We start from the raw sequence: 15,680 nt of genomic DNA on the forward strand, positions 1-15,680 counted from the left end.
GTCAGTGTTCGTGGGAGCCTTCCCTGCTCTTCACAGTGGTGACCGTCGATGGACATGATGGGGCGAGATGGTCGCTGTCCACGACGGATGCCCGAGGAGGCCCTCATGCGACTCACCCGACGACTCACCACATCGGCGTTGGCACGGCGTGCCCTGAGCGGCGCGGCAGCCGTGATGGTCGCCAGCGCCGGCCTGGTCGCCGTCGACGCCTCGGTGGCTTCGGCGACACCTCCCGGTATTCCGTCCAAGTCGAGCGCCCAGTCGCAGCTCAACGCTCTGACGGTCAAGAGCGAGGGGTTGACGAGTGGGTACTCCCGGGATCTGTTCCCGCACTGGATCACCATCAGCGGGGCCTGCAACACCCGCCGCCGCTGCGACGTCCTATACGCCATGCTCCGCGACAAGATCCCCTACCAACCACGCCCCACCAGCCCCGTCCCCGCTTGACCAAACCCATAGGGACACCCCCCGAAGTCGCCCCGTCGCATCGACAGCGCGATGGCCGCGCTGCTGGCGTTCGAGGCCCGTGGCGACGCGGTGGCTCGTGGGGTCAAGCCGCGCAAGCGCAAGTCGTACGCCGCGAAGCGGATCCGCTGACAGTGTCCCAGGGTCGGCCGCGTCGAGGCGGCCTGGGGCGGCGGACGCAACCGTCGGCGAGAGAGGTACTGGACTGCCTTCTTGAACAGCTCCGCGCTTCACGGAGCATGCCCACCCCACAATTGCAAGGCCCGCAGAGCAGGCCACGGACGCACTTCCCGCACGAGCGGCGCCCGGGGCGGCAACTGTGGTCATGGTCAATGACCAGCGCCTTGTCCCCGGGCGGCTGCCCGCAGATCGCGCAGCCCTCGTTTTGCTCTGCCAGGATCTGCTGGCACCTCTCGCGGGTAAGGCCGTACCGAGCCAGCGAGCTGCGCTGAGAGGCGCACGGCTTGCAGTAGGGTGCGAGGCGATCGACAGTCGCGGTGGCGCTGCGCGCGGCGGACGCGACGATGGTCGGGTACGGCAACACGTCGTACCCCGTCGACTTCCGCCGCGGCGATGCACTCCTGCGGCTCATGGGGAGGTTCCACTCGGTCGACGGGACCGACACCTTCGGGGCGGTCGCGGCGTACTTCAAGGCCCACGACCGGGTCCTCATCTTGACCGACGAGCAGTACAACGGCGGTCGGTACCACTCGATCGACCATCGTGTCGAGGGACGTTCCGGTCTACACCTGGGACATCGGCGGTTACCGGGTCGGCGCGAACGCGTCCGGCGCGGGCACTCGGCACACGGTGGGCGGGCTGACCGACCACGTGTTCCGGCTCGTCTCGCTCTCGGAGGCCGGCCGCGACGCGGCCTAGCCGTGGCAGGTCACCCAGGTCGGGTAGGCGGGTCCTCCCGCCGGACCAGACGGCCCCCGCACGGAGGTGGTGCGGGGCCGTCGTGGGCCGCAGGATCTTGTGGGCCGCTGGGATCGCGCAGGTACTCCCTGCCCTGATTGACCGATTCGATCAGGTTCTGCTATGCTCGTTGCGGCACTGAGGATGCCCCTAATCAATCCGATCGGTTGCGGGTTCGAGTCCCGTCGCCTCCACTCGCGGGGGCGTAGCTCAATGGTAGAGCGGCGGAATGTCTCATCGAGGCCGGAGCGGGATGCCGCTCCGGCCTCGGCATTTCAGGAGACCCGCTGCCCTCGCGGGTGGCGTCTGGATTGGCCGCCGCGCGCAGATAGTCGGCGGCCCCTGCCTCGTCACCGCGGCGGCGATGTCCGGCGCCGAGGCGTAGCCCGGCTCCGTCGCCATGAGCGCGTACGTTGCCACCGGCTTGCGCGGTGCTGAAGCAGCACCGCCAGCCGCGACGGTGGTGATCGGGGGTGGGGTGCGGCTATTCGGTGGCTGCCCCGTCGGTAGCGGTAGCTGAGCTGATACGTAAAGGAGGTGAAGGTGGGGCTCCGAAGTCCCGCCCGAGCGTTGCCATCGGGGTTGCTACTGCGACGGCGTGCGCGTTACCGTTGCAAGTTCAGTAAACTTCTCACGCACAGCCGCGGTCGCGGTCGGTTCGACCTGGGCGAGTACTCTCAATGGGCTGTTTCCATGCTCAGCCAGGACCCCCACAAGACCCGCGAAGGTTAAAGATCAAGCTAAAGGGTGGCCGCGCCGCGTATGGTGCAGGCCCTCGGGTTGCGACCCGAGTTGGACGCGTCGGTGCGGCAGGGCCCGACCTGGTGCGCCCATCCGATCGAACTGGCCGGGCACTGCGGTGACCGCTCAGCGGATGGTGGATAGCAGTTTCAGCCGCACGCGGCGGAACCGAGCTGCCAGCCGTGGGTGCCGCTCCGCGAGCTCGTGGGCCTCGCGTCGCAGCCGAAGGTGCTGCTCCCACAGCAGGGACCGGCCCTGATCGCCGAGCTCGATGGCCCATTCCGGGTGCCCAGCGGCCAGAGCGGCGGCTGCGGCGTCCGAGGCAAGCGTGTTCCATCCGCGCAAGGCGCGTTCCTGGTCCCGGCGCTCCAGACCGGTCCAGGCCAGCCGGGGAAGCAGATCGACGGCGGCGGCGAACGCCTCGGTCGCCGACTGGGGTTGGCGCAAAGTGAGAGCATGGGCTGCCCACTCGCCGGCGGCATGGATGCGGATCAGCGCCGGTGCCGTCCGCTGCCGGGTCGCCGCCTGATACTCGGTCACGGCGTCGCGTCGCAGATCGGCCCGGCCGGTGGCGTCGGCAAGCGCGGCGAGGGCTCCTGCCAGGTCGTACCTGTTGAGTGCCTGATCGGGCTCGTCGGTGCCGGTGGCGACGATGGCCCGGCGATAGGCGTCGATCGCCGCCGCCAGGTCCACGGTCGCCCGGGTGAGCTCCCACCGTGCCTCAAGCGCGTCGCCGAGGGTGCGTAGCCGGTAGCCGAGGGGAGAACTGGCATCTGTGAGGCCCGCGACCGTCTGGAGGACCGTAATCGCCTCGTCGACCAGTGCCGGATCACCGGTCTTGGACAACGTGCTGCCGAGCATGCTTTGGCGACCCACTCGCTGGACGTGTCGGGGCGGCGTCGCAGCGACCGCGGCACGGATCAGGGTGACCGCCTCGGCGAGGTCGGCCGGGTCTGCGGTCTCGTCGTGCCGGGTGAGTAGCGCGCTGGCCAGCAGCGTCTTTCGACGTGGCTGATCAGGGTGATCTGGGCGGCAGTCGACGGCCTCCAGCAACAGACCGATGCACTCGGCCAGGTCGCCGGCTCCGCCGTGGAGGTGGTAACGCAGATGCAGGGCGATCGCCAGGCCGGCTCCATGATGCCGACGGCGGGACAGCGGCGCGATTTCGTACGCCCGGCGGTGCAGGCGGATCGCCTCGTCCAGGTCGGCCGGCTCTCCGCTGCGTTCGTACCAAGAGTCGAGTGCCATGGCCAGGTTGGCCAGGCGTCGCGAGCGATCGAGGTGCCGGGGCGGGGTGCAGCGCACCGCGGCCCGGTCAGCCTTGATCGCCTCCACGAGATCGGCGACCTCCTGGGTACGCTGAAAACGTTCGAACCAAATGCTGCCCAGGTTGGTCAGCTGGCTGCCCCGCTGGATATGGGTGTAGGGAAGGTCAGCGAGGACGGCAATGTAGGCCCGCAGTGCCGCATCGAGGTCGGCGATGTCGTCCAGGTGCTTGAATCGGGCAGCGAGCACATTGGCCCGGTTGCCGGCCTGCAGGGGGTCGTTGTGGCCAGCGGCGGTGTGGGCGGTGACAGCGTCGTGCAGGTCGGTGAGCGAGCCGCGATCTTCATACCGATCGTGCAGGGCGTGACCAAGGTTGGACAGGTAATCGAGACGGTGGGGGTCGCTGTTGCGTGCCCGCCGGACCGCCTCTCGGTGCAGGCTGATTGCGGTGTCCAGGTCGGCCGGGTCGTCGATGGCGGTGAACCGCAGGTTCAGGACGGCACCGAGGGCGGACAGCCGGCGAGCCTGGTCCGGATCCTCCGCGTCGGTACCATTGAGCACATCGCGCAGCAGAGCGATCGAACGTTGCAGGTCCGCGATTTCGCCGAGGCGTTCGAAGCGGTCTCGCAGCATCAGAGCCAGGTTGGCCAACCCCATCGGGTCGGTGTCCTGGGAGTGTCGAATGGCCCGTTCCAGGTCGCGGGACCGGCCGCTGACCTCGTAGCGTGTGTGCAGAACAGAGGCGTACTGCGACCGGTAGCGGGTTTTCTGCGGGAGATGCCGCAAGGCCGCCCGATGCAGGCGCACAGCCAACGTAAGGTCGTCTTCGCGGAACCATCGCACGTAGCGGGTGTGTAGGGCCGCCCCGAGGTTGGCGAGGTACCGAGCCTGCTCCCGGGCGTCACCCGAGCCGAACTCCACGGCCGTACGGAACATCTCGACCGCTTCGTTGAGATCCGCTTCGGCGTTGTGGTGCCGGTACCGGGCGAACAGCCCCGCACCCAGGTTGCACGAGTACTCGGCCTGCTCGGCGGTGCCCGGTTCGGCGAGCGCAACCGCGCACCTTGCCAGCAAGATGCCGAGGTCGACGGCGATGTCATCGAACTGCCGCAGGCAGCCGTCGATCAGGTCACGTGCCTCGTGGTGAAGCAGGGCGGAAACCGGCTCGTCGTTGGCCGGGTCGGCCAGCGGTCCGACCAGCTGGGGCGGCACCTGCGCCTCTCGGTCCACGGTGAGTAGCACCCGATACAGGCGGTAGGCCGACTGGCAGTCCGGGTCGTGGTGATCGGTCGGCGCCTCCAGCCAGCGGCACCAGAACAATAATGCGGCAAGGCCGAGCAGCTTCGCGTCGATGGCCACCTCGCCGTCACCGTGGATGCCTATCGCGTCGATGAGCAGGCGACGGGCGTCGACGCGGGCACCGTCGTCGCTGACGAGCTCCGGGTCCTTGGCGGCGAAGTAGTCCGCAAGCCGTCGGCGGACGTCGTCGACCGGGGTCATCCGCGAAGCCTATGCTGGCTGGTCGCCCGATTGTCTACGGCTCGCGCTCGCGTTATGCAATGGGTTCGACAGCGGACAGTCGTCGGCCGATATGGAGGGTGGGGCAGTGGCCAGTAGCGATTTCGCCGAGCAGCCGGACATCTCCCGGATGGTCGACCGTCGGATGGCGCTCACCCGGGAGTGGGACGCGCTGGTTGAACAGGTGCGGAAACTGCCGGACTTCGAGGACTTCCTCAAGCCGCCGCCCTTGGAGAAGCTGCTGCCCGCCGCCGAACACGGCCCAGTCGCCATGATCAACGTCAGCCGGTGGCGGTGTGACGCGCTGCTGGTGGTGAACGGTGGCGTACAGGTCCGTGAGCTGCCCGACCTCAGCGCAGTCGAGGTGGAGGAGAAGACCAGGGCATACCTCACCGTTCTGGACATGGTCAGCCAACGCTGGAGAGCCTGGTGGCAAGCGAAGCAGGGCGCTGGTGACCTGGGGCAGGCCGAGCAGGAACTCTCGGCAGCAGAGGATCGTGCGGAGAAGATGCTTCGGGCCATCCTGCGATGGCTGTGGCGGGCGGTCACCGAACCCGTCCTCAACGAACTCGGCTTCACAGCGACACCGGACGGTGACGAGTCCACCTGGCCACGCCTGTGGTGGTGCCCCACCGGCCTGCTCACCATGCTACCGCTGCACGCCGCCGGCGATCACCTCACCGACGGGACGCACCGGCCCACCGTTCTCGACCGGGTGGTGTCGTCGTACACACCGACGCTGCGTGCGCTGATGCAGGCCCGAGAGCCGCTGCCCGAGGATAGGACGCCCGAGCTGCTGATCGTGACCGTGCCGCAGGTCGGTGACGAGCCGCCCCTACCGGAAGCCGCAGCCGAGCGCGCCATGCTGCAACGCCGGTTCCCCGGCCGGCACCGCGTCCTCGACGGGCCGGAGGCGACGGTCGACGAGGTGGCGCGACTGCTGCCCACGTACCGTTGGGCCCACCTGAGCTGCCACGGCAACCAGCTCCTCGACGACCCCTCACAGGGCGGCCTGCGACTCGCCGACGACGTTCTGACCGTCGCACGGCTCAGCGCCGAGCAGCACCAGGGCGACTTTGCCTTTCTATCCGCCTGCAAAACCGCGATCGGCGGCCTGGGTCTCGCCGACGAGGCGATCACACTAGCCGCGGCACTGCACTACACCGGGTACCGGCACGTCATCGGCACGCTGTGGACGGTCAACTCCTCAGTCGCGGCTGAGGTAGCCACCGCCGTCTACAGCCCCCAGGACGAACCGTTCGACCCAGCTGGCTCGGTTTTTCGCCTGCATACCGTGCTACGTCGGTTGAGGGAGACGGAGCGGTTGAGCGTGTGGACGCCGTTCATCCACCTCGGGCCGTGAGCCGGCCGGTCTCCACGGACAGTTCCCGGAGCAACTCTAGCAGTGTGGAACGGGCCCGGCGGTCGTGGTCGCCGTGGTGCAGCAGGGCGGCGACCACGTCCCGCGCCAAGTCCCGGTCGGACCAGACGGTCGCCCAGTGGACGACGGCGTGTCGAGCGGCGGCGTGCAGTCGCGGCTCGGCGCCGTCGAGCCCGCGCAGTACCACCTCGGCATCACCCAGAAAGGCGAGCCCGATCAGCCTGCCGGTGACGTCACTGGGATGGGCGCCGGTCAGGTCCATCCCCCTGATCTGTTCGGTCGTCGCCGCCGCCGTGCTGCCCGGGTGCCGTCGGGCCAAATAGCCTGCGGCGGACAGGACCTCGGAGCGAGCGGTGAGGGTGAGCACCCCGTGGACCGGGTGGGAGACCATCCGAGTCAGTTCCGCCAGCGTCGGGAGCGTCAGCAGGTCGGCCGCCAGGCTCAGGCCCTCCGCGAGGCCGGTGGCCGCCGCCGCCCGCAGGTACGCCACCACGTCCCATGTGGGAGCGGTGTGAGGCCGAAGCGCCCGCAGCGAATCACGGGCCACCTCGCTCAACGGCCAAACCCGTGGCGGGGCGGCGTCCAACAGGAAGGAGGCCGATGCGAGGGTGGCGACGGCCAGCACCCGATCGTTGGCGTCGTCGGAGCGCAACAGGGTCTCCACGGTGGCAGCGTCCGGGCTGCACCGGGCCAGCGCGACCCGGATCGGCCAGCGGAGCCGGTCGGGGCTGTCAGCAGCCGTCAGCGTGACGTGCACCTGCTCGGCGAGGTGCGCGCCAGCGACTGGATTCATTTGCCTGGCCGCGGTCAGGAGCCGGGCCAGGGTCTCGTTCTGCCGAGGGCTGCGTGCGTTGAGGGCGGTCAGCGACCCGACGGCGGTCACCAGACCGGCTAGGTCCTGCGGTAGCGGGGTCTCCGACTCCGGTCGGCTCGTGGGATCGGTCGGAAACTGTGCGAGCATGTCAGCGGCGTACGGGCCGATCTCGAAGTCCCAGCGGTGAGCGAGCAGCACATCGCGGTCCTGGCGCAGCGGTGAAATCAGCAGGAACTCGCGTTCCCGCTGAGCGGCGTCGTAGGTGGCGTGTGTCGTCAGTCGCGGCAGCACCTGTGTGAGCCGGTCCATCCGGCGCCGGGCTGCGGCGGTGTACTCCCGGTGCACGCGTCGAGGTGATGCTGCGCCGAGACGGCGAAGAGCATCGTGTGCGGCTTGGTGATAGTGCCAGGGTGACTGGACGCTGCAGTGCTCGGCGATGACGGCGACCAGGTGGACCGCGTTGTATCGGACAGCGAGATCCACTGCGGCTGTGCGCAATCGCGCCGGCTGCGGCTCGTCGCCAAGCAGATGGGCGGCGAGTCGCACCGGCTCGTCGCTCGACGCCGGCTCGTCGCTCACCAGCGGTCGTATGGCAGTCGACCGCGCTGCCGGGGAGAGGCGGTTGTCGCGAACGACGCCGCAGAGGGCCCTGATCCCCGCTTCGCCGAGGGCGTACAGGGCCTCCGCAGCGACCTGCTGTGCGAACCGAGCGGCTCGTACATTTCGCAGTGCGGCGACCTGCTCCGCGATGAAGCCGGGGTCCTCCGGAGCGATCATCGCCAGAAGTCGAGCGGCGAACCGCGGATCGGTGTGACGGGCGATCTGCGTCAAGGTAGCGGCCAGGTCCGCCGCGCCGCGCCGGGCCGCAGCCAGCCGCAGTGGCTCCTGCCAGGACAGACGCAGCGCACGGTCGGGCAGCGCCGCAGGTTCTCGGCCAGCGGCGCGGGCCGCGAACCAGTCCCGGTGAGCCAGCCGGGCGAAGGACAGCATGCCCGCTTGCGACTCCAGCACTTGCTCATGAAGCAGACGGTCGCGAGCCGCACGCCACCCGGCCGGATCGGCTGCGAACAGCACCTCGGCGGCAGCCTCGGTGCTCTGCTCGACATCGCGGTCTACCAGGTCTGCGGCAAGAATCTCCGCGACCCGGACGGTCTGCTGGTCGTCGAGGCGAGGGAAAGCAGCGTCGAGCAGGTCGGCCAGGCTCGGTCGGACCTTCGGGCGCAACTGCCGGGCCAGTAGCGTGACGCCTTCCGCAGTTCTGAAGACCTCGTCAATCCGTGGTGTTCCGCGCCCGGCGAGGACGTCCCGTAGAGCTGTCATGGGGATCCCGCGGCGAATGGCCGATTCAGCGAGGAACGGCACCGCCTGTTCCGGAGTCGGATGTTGCAGTCGGTACACCGAAAAGTCCGCACCGAAGCCCTCGGCGGACCGGCTGGTGACCAGTAGCGGCAGACGGGGGTGGTTGCTTCGCAGCGCGACGACGCGATCGAGTAGGCCCGTCGGCGTGCCGCCATCGACGATGAGATGCAGGCATCCCGCGTCCATCAGGTCTTCGATCGAAACGGCGTCCTGGACCGGAGCATGCCGGGCAAGGGCCTCGGCCACCGTGACACCGGGTTCGAGCAGGTCGGCGGCGGACACGAGCACCGGGAGCCGATGCCGGCCCGGATCCCGCACGGTTTCGCGGTTGGTGGCGACGGCCATCAACCGGTTCGCCATCTCCTGGGCCACGGTGCTCTTGCCGGTGCCCGCAGCGCCGATGAGCGCCGCGCGACTCGTGCCGGTCAGAACCTCGACCGCTGCCGTAGGTGGCTCGTTGTCCCTGATCACGGAAAGCTCCATGAACGGTGCCACAACAGCGGGAGTTTTTGCCTGGTAAACGGCGACCGACAGGCTGTTGGCCGCGGCGGCGAGGGTGCCTTCGAACCCAGCGAGCCCCCGTCCGTCGATTTCTCGAGTCAGGCTGCCGAGCAGCCTCGTCGCGCAACGAGGCGTCTGGTACGCGGCTGACGCCACCATCTCGATAGCGGCGTTAAGCATCGAGGCGGTCCAGAACCGGAACGGGGCCACCGGCTCAACCCACTCACCCGCCACCACGGCGGTGGCAACGGAGGCCGCCCAACGGGTGGCGGACTGCTGCCCGTCCGACCACTTGAAGGTGCGATGGGCAGCCAGCACGAGGTGGCGACTGTAGTCGACGAGCCAGCGGTCGCGGCTGCCCTCGGGGTAGCAGCGGTACGCGTGGCGACGGAGCCGAAGCAGCACGGCACAAATCGGGGCCAGACCAGGCTGCGAGAGAGTGAGCCCAGGGATCGACCCAAGGCCGGACGGGGCGTCGGCACCGGACGCCGGTAGCAGGGCGGCAGCCGTGGTGACCAGGCGTTGCACGGTGACCAGGTCGGCGAGCGAAGGATCACCTCCGATGGCCCGCATCAGGTTGATCTCCAGCCACGCGAAGTCGGCGAGCAGCTGCTTTTTTTTCTGTACACCGACGCTGCGGGCGTAATCGATAAGGTACGGATCAGCGTCGACCAGCAGCACGTTGCCAGCATTCAGGTCCCCGTGCACCCGGGTGCCCCGCACCGGGCGACAGGACACTTCCAGGGCTTTCCGCAGCGCCGAGAACGGGTGCGGGGCCTGCATCTTCGGTGCCCGGATCGTCTCACCATTCTCAATGAGGCCGGGTAGGGCGTCCAGCACCCGGGACATGACCACACCCCGGCGGACGCTGGCGACCTTGCCGTGCACCTCGACAGTGCCCGGAGGGAACGACATGTCCAGGGGCATCCCGCGAAGCTCAACGGTAGCGAACCTGATCCGGCCGATGAAGCGGCTGTTCCGCTGGCTCAGTTCGACGCCGTCAACCCGTACCAGTTGGCCGACCAGGTGGTCGGCGGCTGGGGAACCGGAACCCGCCTTCCAGATCGTGCGTTCGGTAAGTCGCCGCGATGCCCGGTCTGCGGTGCCGCTACTCCAGACGTCGCCTGATGCATCGGCGAGGTGCGTGACCTCGAGAGTGAGGTCCGGCCCGAGGGTCGAGATCATGTCCTGCAGTGACGTCTCCGGATCAACGGCAACGGCCCCGGCATAAAGCGAGGTCTCAGCCTGGGTGAACAGCTCCGCGATCGCCTCGCTGGCCCGGTACGCGGCCGTCTGATTACCCAGCGAGGCATCAGTGAACACGGCCTCGAGCGTCGTCACGGTGGCGTCCGGTCGGCCGGCGAACTGCCCGACATGACCGTAGACGACTGCCTCTCGGCCGTTGCTGGACGGAGGGCAGCCTGGATCGAGGGTGCTGTGTCGGATCGGCGTGCACATCCTGGTGGCGACCGGACGGATGACCGTCTCCCAGGCCTTTAGCTCAGCCTCAATTTCGGCGGCCGATCCCACCTTGACCACCTCGATGAACGTCGACGCTCTGGACCGAACCTCGATCTGCAGCACCAGAGTTCCACCGGCGCCGGTGAATCGCTTGCTGACCAGGATCGCGACGTCCCCCGTGCCCCAGACGTCCGGAGGCAGACGCTGCAAGACCTCGTCGATTTCGTCCTCGTCGTCGGCGGTTACTACCCCAGGGGCGAAAGTGACGTACCTGGCCATCTCGCTCTACCCTCCGTCAATGCTGCCTGTCCGTGGAGAGGCGAGCCCCGCGCCACGTCATACAGTAGTCATGACGTCATGTGGGTGCCCAAGAAGCGAGAGTGCGAGTGTCGAACCAGGACAGATCCGGTGAGCCGCATCCGGTGCCGAGCGAGAGCTGGGCGATCATTTGCGACGAGTTCCCCGACCTGCGGCGTTGGGCGTACCGGACCGAGCAGGCAGATCGGTTCCACGAGCTGAGAAGACAGGACTGCGTGGACGAGGTGCTCCTGGACTGGCAGGCATTCCGCGAAGAAATGCTGCAACGCGAACGCGACGAGCGGGACGTCGTCAAGGAGTCTTGGTCAGACGCCTACGAACGCATGATAAACGGCTCCGAAACCGGGCCGATCGGGCAGGCGGTCTACACATGCCCGACCCGCAGGTGCGCTCGGCGTGCTCACGCCGACGCTCCAGGCGAGCGACCGTGGTGCGACCTGTCCGATAGCCCGATGAACCCCAACTCCTGAGCGCCTGAGCCCAGACGAACTGGGCCGAGCGGTCCACAGCCCGTGCGACCTGTGGACCTGCCGGCATGGCCCAGGCACCGTTCGCGCGCTCGCCGACGTCTGTCAGCTCAGCCCGGGGAGGTCCTGGTGAATCCGCCGATTTCCAAGCAGGAATGCCGACTGTGGGCTGATGAGGTGCGCACCACTCCGGCCATCCTCAATGTCGCTGGCATCAACCAGGACAATCTGCGTCTCTGCCGGATTGTGGCCGAGCGCGACGAGGCGGCCCACTAGCTCTGCGGCCTCAGGTGTATCGGTCACCGCGTCGTACACCTCGAATGAACGAAGGGTCGAGTACTGCTTGCCCGGTGTCGGCCGAGGTCTCTCCAAGACAGTGCGGACGAGCGCGAACCGCAGGTTCTCGGTCAGCGGCACCAACTCTGGATGCCCGACCTCGGCGAGTTCCTCGCGCAGTTCGCGGCGCAGGCACTCGGGCCCGGACTCTCGGTCGTCGCCTCGGCTATACCAACGGAGAAAGTCGATGCCGCGCCGAGACGGAACGAAACCGCGCAGATCATGCCGCATCGCCGCCACCCGCCCGGCCGAGCGCCTCTGGTCGACAAAACCGACGGCGTCTAGCGCCTTTCGGGCCCCGCTGCGGTACTTGACAACTCCTCCCGGCGGCCCGTACGCATGCGGCCGGATCGGGTTATGGAAAAGGACGTAGCTGTCGTCGTCCTTGACCCGGAGCAGGGCGGCAACCGACACACGTAGCCGCCCGGACGGGAACACAGTGGCCCGTAGCAGACCGAAATGCCCCCGATGCCGCCAAAGCAAGCCACCGAGGGCGATAAGAACAGTGGTGATCAAGCCGGCGACGATGTTGGCAAGCACACGACACCTCCGGGATCGGCGACCGGAGCTACGGACAACAACAACTTCGATGTTCTAGGGCAGCGTCAAGGTCCGTCAACACAGTGAAGGTCTAGTAGTCCACCCCAGCAGCTGAACCAATCAGCGCCAGTGACACCCATGCCCGTCCACCGCCCCGGCGCCTAGAGCGCCGCCCGCTCCAGTACGTCGGTGCGGCGCAGAAGCTCGTCCAGCGCCGCGGCGGCTGTCGGATGCGCCTCGTAGCCGGACGAAAATCCCCTGTAGATTGAGCTGAGCGGCAGCGAGCACCCCTCGGGCCTGCTCGAGGAACTTCACCGCTTGGGACAGCTCACCTTGACGGATCGCGGCTGCGGTGGCGTCCGTAGCGAGGTCCTTCAGCTCTCCGAGACCCAGCTCGCGGTCCCGACGCAACCGCGACCGCGCCGCCGTCGCGGGAGGCATGGTGACGGCCAGCCGGTATGCCGTCAGCGCGTCGGCGAAGCGACCGAGGCCGTACTGGGCCGCGCCGACACCACGGGCCACCTCCACCTTAATCATCGGGTGACCGGTCACGACCTCCCCGGCGGCGCGGAAGGTGACGAGCGCCTCGGTGTGATCTCCTGCAGCCATCCGGAGACGACCGCGGGTCAGTAGCGCCAACGCCAACCGGGTGTCGTAGACGCCGGGGAACGCGGTGGCCAGAGACCGGTAGATGGCTACCGACTCCGCTGACACGGCCGCTGCTTCGTCATGGCGGGCGACAAGGCTGAAGCACGACGCGGCAGTGTCGAGGGCGATGGCAAGGTCACCTCGGTACGGGCTCGGCTGCGTCTTCGCGAGCTTCCGGTATAGCCGCACCGCCTCATCGACGACGGGGAGCGCCTGCGTGCTGCGGTCGAGATCGACCAGCCGATATGCCTAGTTGTTCAGACTGCTGGCAAGGTCCGCAGCGTGCTGCCGCGGCGACATCCGCACCAAGTCTCGGCGAACCCCGACAGCCTCTGCGATCACCTGTTCCGCTCTCACCGGCAACGCGGACTCTGCCAGCCGGTAGGACAGGTTGTTCAGGGCGGCGGCGAGCTGCGGCCGATAACGCCGATCCCGGGTCACACAGAACCGATAGATTTCTGTCGCTTCGTGCGCCGCGATGAGCGCCTCTGCTCGCCGACCTGCCTCCGACAGCCAGATGCTGAGGTTGTTGAGTGATAGCGCGACGTCCGGAGTCGGTTCGCCATCGGCGAGCTCCCGGAAGATGAGAACGGCCTCACGAGCCGGCCCGAGGGCGTCAACTGGACGCGCGAGGTCACCCAAGCGATTCGACAGATGAGTGAGCAGGGCGGCCAGATCCTCGCGGTGCTCACGACAGAGGGCCGGGAGCCCTCGAAGAATGGTCTCAGCCTGCTCCGTGGCAGCCAGCCCCTCCTGCCAGCGACCCTCCTCGGCGTAGCGGTTGGACAACTCGCTGAGCTCGCGGGCCTGAGCACGAGAACCGGCCGGAAGCGTGGCCGCTAACCCTTCCGTGGCCGCCGCGTCGCCCCAGGTCATCACACTTCAATATGCCGCTAGGAGCATCGAAGCGCAACCCGCCGCTGCCCCAGGTAGGCTGAGTGCCAGCCAATCGGGGTGATGCCGAGCATGTGTAGCCCTCGTCGAGACTCGATTTGGCACGATCCTGACCTGTTGAGCGGACTCGACCGCAAGGATCCAGCGGCGGCGATTCTTCATACCAGCCTGCAGGATGCAGTGCGGCTCTTCGAATGCGGGCGGGCACTGCCGCTACGGAAAACGCTGCCGAGCCGGGGGAAGCTAGCCGCTCTGTCCCCGGTGCGCTCCAATCTCCCCGCCGCCATGTACCGTCTCGACGGGGCACTGGCCAGATGACCCCCGAGCAGCTATTCAACGCGGCGAGCGACGCCCGTGTGAGAGCTTCCCACAGCCGTCGGCTGGCCGACTTTGACGAGGCCGTCGAGCTCAGCCGACGAGCTGTTGCCACGATCGGTGCCCGGCACCAGGCGACGGCGCTGGCGGGACTCGCCGGGGCGCTCCAGGAGCGGTACCTGCGCACCAGCGAGGATACTGACCTGTACGACGCCATCGAGGCTGGCCGGGCAGCTGTGGCTGCAGGCGGTGATATGAGTGCGTGGATGAACCTCGCAGCCGCGCTGGCCCTGCGCTTCCGCCGTACCGAAACCCGCGTGGACGCCGACGCGGCGGTCGTGGCCGGTCACCAGGTACTGGTCAACATGCCCTCGGGCGACCCCGACTGGGCCACCGCGCTGTCCAACCAGGCACTGCTGCTGACCGAGGTGCATCGTCGTTTCGGCACCGGGCTCGATGCCGCCCTGGACCTGCATCGGCGGGCCGTAGAGGCAGCCGCTGACGACTCGGCCCGGCACGCGATCACCCTGCTCAACTGGTCGATGGCCCTGCTCGAAGCCGGTGAGGCGGCCGCCGCCGTGGAGGCGGCCGCGCGAGCACTCGCGGGGACGAGGGAGGACGACCCCATCCGTCCGGCGATCCTGTCACAGTTGGGCAGCGGGCTGCGCGCCTACGGCCAGCTCGACGATGCCGTCGTAGCCTTCCAGGCCGCCGTGACAAGCGATCCCGAAAACGCTGGATACCGAGGCAACCTCGGCAGCGTCCTGTACGACCGGTTCAAGCTGTATGGGGCCGTCGCCGATCTGGATGCGGCGGAGCGGGCCATCGGCCGTGCGGCGGCCGTGGCGTACGGTGCAGAGCGTGCCCGTTACCTCGCGCAGGCAGGCACGATCCTGCGTACCCGGTTCGACCTGAGCGGCGATGTCACTTGGCTGCGGCGGGCCCTCGCGGTGGGGGAGCGGGCAGTCCATCTTATACCGCCCGACCACCCGGAGCGGGCGGATCATCTCGTCAACGTTCTAGGTACCGTCGTCCGTCTGCTCGACTACGAGCCAGCGGGCGTCGATGCAGGGCTGGCCGAGTCGGCCGCGCGGGAGGCTGTTCGCACCGCGCGGGATCCGGCCCGGAGGGCGGCCGCGCTGGTTCAACTCGGACAAGTCTTGCGGCGGGACAGCCCGAGACTCGCCGAGGCTGCCGGGCACACCCGGGCGGCGGTGGCCCTCTTACCTCCTGGCAGCCCTGACCGGGCCGCGTACCTCGCGAACCTGGCCGGGTTGATCGAGGAGTCGGCTGCCGACCCGACCGCGGCCGCGGCCGCCTGGGCGGAGGCGGCCGACGACACCACCGGCCCGGCCGCGGTCCGGCTGGCTGCGGCCCGTGAGCGGGCGCGCCTTGTCGCAGAGCGACGAGGTCCAGCGGCCGCTGCTGATCACTACGGCACCGCGGTGCGGGATCTGTTGCCGTTGCTGGCCTGGCCCGGAGTGTATCCGGCCGATCAGCGGCGGATTCTTCGGTCGCATGCCTACCTGTTGGCCACCGACGCCGCAGCTTGCGCGATCGACGCTCACTGTCGCGTCGAGGCGGTGGAACTACTCGAGCACGGTCGGGCGGTGCTCTGGGGAAGAATGCTCGACGACCGTCGTACCCTCGCCGCCCTGTCTGCGGTCGGTTCACCCGTGGCCGCCCGGCTACGCCGGATCCGGGCGGAACTCGATCAAGACAGCCACTGAGGGCTAGC

11 protein-coding genes are annotated in these 15,680 nt (G+C 68.4%); 5 read left to right on the plus strand and 6 right to left on the minus strand.

Features of this window, described 5'->3' with window-relative positions:
* Positions 1-105: 105 nt before the first annotated feature.
* Positions 106-447 carry a hypothetical protein gene (locus tag HA073_RS29335; protein WP_166457782.1) on the plus strand — a complete coding sequence of 114 codons (342 nt, stop codon included), beginning with the start codon at positions 106-108 and terminating at the stop codon, positions 445-447.
* A gap of 103 nt (positions 448-550) precedes the next feature.
* Here the strand turns inward: HA073_RS29335 and HA073_RS31295 are convergent, their stop codons facing one another.
* Positions 551-1,138 (minus strand): endonuclease domain-containing protein, encoded by a 588-nt coding sequence (locus tag HA073_RS31295; RefSeq protein ID WP_375336248.1) that lies wholly within the window; start codon positions 1,136-1,138, stop codon positions 551-553.
* 50 nt (positions 1,139-1,188) lie between these two features.
* Here HA073_RS31295 and HA073_RS29345 point away from each other — a divergent pair, with 50 nt between their 5' ends.
* Positions 1,189-1,344: a hypothetical protein gene (locus HA073_RS29345; protein WP_166457784.1), complete on the plus strand. Its 156-nt coding sequence runs from the start codon at positions 1,189-1,191 to the stop codon at positions 1,342-1,344.
* A gap of 906 nt (positions 1,345-2,250) precedes the next feature.
* On the opposite strand, the gene HA073_RS29350 is transcribed toward HA073_RS29345, so the two are convergent.
* On the minus strand, positions 2,251-4,890 hold the full coding sequence (locus HA073_RS29350) for a tetratricopeptide repeat protein (protein ID WP_166457785.1): 2,640 nt from the start codon (positions 4,888-4,890) through the stop codon (positions 2,251-2,253).
* 106 nt (positions 4,891-4,996) lie between these two features.
* Between HA073_RS29350 and HA073_RS29355 the strand changes: the two genes are divergently transcribed.
* Positions 4,997-6,271: a CHAT domain-containing protein gene (locus HA073_RS29355; protein WP_166457786.1), complete on the plus strand. Its 1,275-nt coding sequence runs from the start codon at positions 4,997-4,999 to the stop codon at positions 6,269-6,271.
* Here HA073_RS29355 and HA073_RS29360 read toward each other — a convergent pair.
* Positions 6,252-10,703 (minus strand): hypothetical protein, encoded by a 4,452-nt coding sequence (locus HA073_RS29360; RefSeq protein ID WP_166457787.1) that lies wholly within the window; start codon positions 10,701-10,703, stop codon positions 6,252-6,254. The genes HA073_RS29355 and HA073_RS29360 overlap by 20 nt on opposite strands.
* Before the next feature lie 107 nt (positions 10,704-10,810).
* Between HA073_RS29360 and HA073_RS29365 the strand changes: the two genes are divergently transcribed.
* The gene (locus tag HA073_RS29365) at positions 10,811-11,212 is read left to right on the plus strand and encodes a hypothetical protein (RefSeq protein WP_166457788.1); all 402 of its coding nucleotides are present in this window, start codon (positions 10,811-10,813) and stop codon (positions 11,210-11,212) included.
* A 102-nt stretch (positions 11,213-11,314) separates the two neighbouring features.
* Here HA073_RS29365 and HA073_RS29370 read toward each other — a convergent pair whose 3' ends face one another.
* From HA073_RS29370 to HA073_RS29380, 3 genes are all read right to left on the minus strand, one after another.
* On the minus strand, positions 11,315-12,085 hold the full coding sequence (locus HA073_RS29370) for a hypothetical protein (protein ID WP_166457789.1): 771 nt from the start codon (positions 12,083-12,085) through the stop codon (positions 11,315-11,317).
* Between the two features lie 120 nt (positions 12,086-12,205).
* Positions 12,206-12,922: a hypothetical protein gene (locus tag HA073_RS29375; RefSeq protein WP_166457790.1), complete on the minus strand. Its 717-nt coding sequence runs from the start codon at positions 12,920-12,922 to the stop codon at positions 12,206-12,208.
* Positions 12,923-12,982: 60 nt separating this feature from the next.
* Positions 12,983-13,609, minus strand: a complete 627-nt coding sequence (locus HA073_RS29380; RefSeq protein WP_166457791.1) for a tetratricopeptide repeat protein — start codon at positions 13,607-13,609, stop codon at positions 12,983-12,985.
* A 332-nt stretch (positions 13,610-13,941) separates the two neighbouring features.
* Here HA073_RS29380 and HA073_RS29385 point away from each other — a divergent pair, with 332 nt between their 5' ends.
* The gene (locus tag HA073_RS29385; RefSeq protein ID WP_166457792.1) at positions 13,942-15,672 is read left to right on the plus strand and encodes a hypothetical protein; all 1,731 of its coding nucleotides are present in this window, start codon (positions 13,942-13,944) and stop codon (positions 15,670-15,672) included.
* The last annotated feature ends 8 nt before the right edge of the window (positions 15,673-15,680 follow it).

The sequence above is a fragment of the Micromonospora sp. CMU55-4 genome (assembly GCF_011602315.1).
GTDB classification, from domain to species: domain Bacteria; phylum Actinomycetota; class Actinomycetes; order Mycobacteriales; family Micromonosporaceae; genus Micromonospora; species Micromonospora chalcea.

What these genes read in the sequence shown, in the direction of transcription:
- HA073_RS29380 (WP_166457791.1), bottom strand. Translation starts at nt 13,609, where the DNA reads ATGACCTGGGGCGACGCGGCGGCCACGGAAGGGTTAGCGGCCACGCTT.
- HA073_RS29335 (WP_166457782.1), top strand. Translation starts at nt 106, where the DNA reads ATGCGACTCACCCGACGACTCACCACATCGGCGTTGGCACGGCGTGCC.
- HA073_RS29360 (WP_166457787.1), bottom strand. Translation starts at nt 10,703, where the DNA reads ATGGCCAGGTACGTCACTTTCGCCCCTGGGGTAGTAACCGCCGACGAC.
- HA073_RS29350 (WP_166457785.1), bottom strand. Translation starts at nt 4,890, where the DNA reads ATGACCCCGGTCGACGACGTCCGCCGACGGCTTGCGGACTACTTCGCC.
- HA073_RS31295 (WP_375336248.1), bottom strand. Translation starts at nt 1,138, where the DNA reads ATGAGGACCCGGTCGTGGGCCTTGAAGTACGCCGCGACCGCCCCGAAG.
- HA073_RS29385 (WP_166457792.1), top strand. Translation starts at nt 13,942, where the DNA reads ATGACCCCCGAGCAGCTATTCAACGCGGCGAGCGACGCCCGTGTGAGA.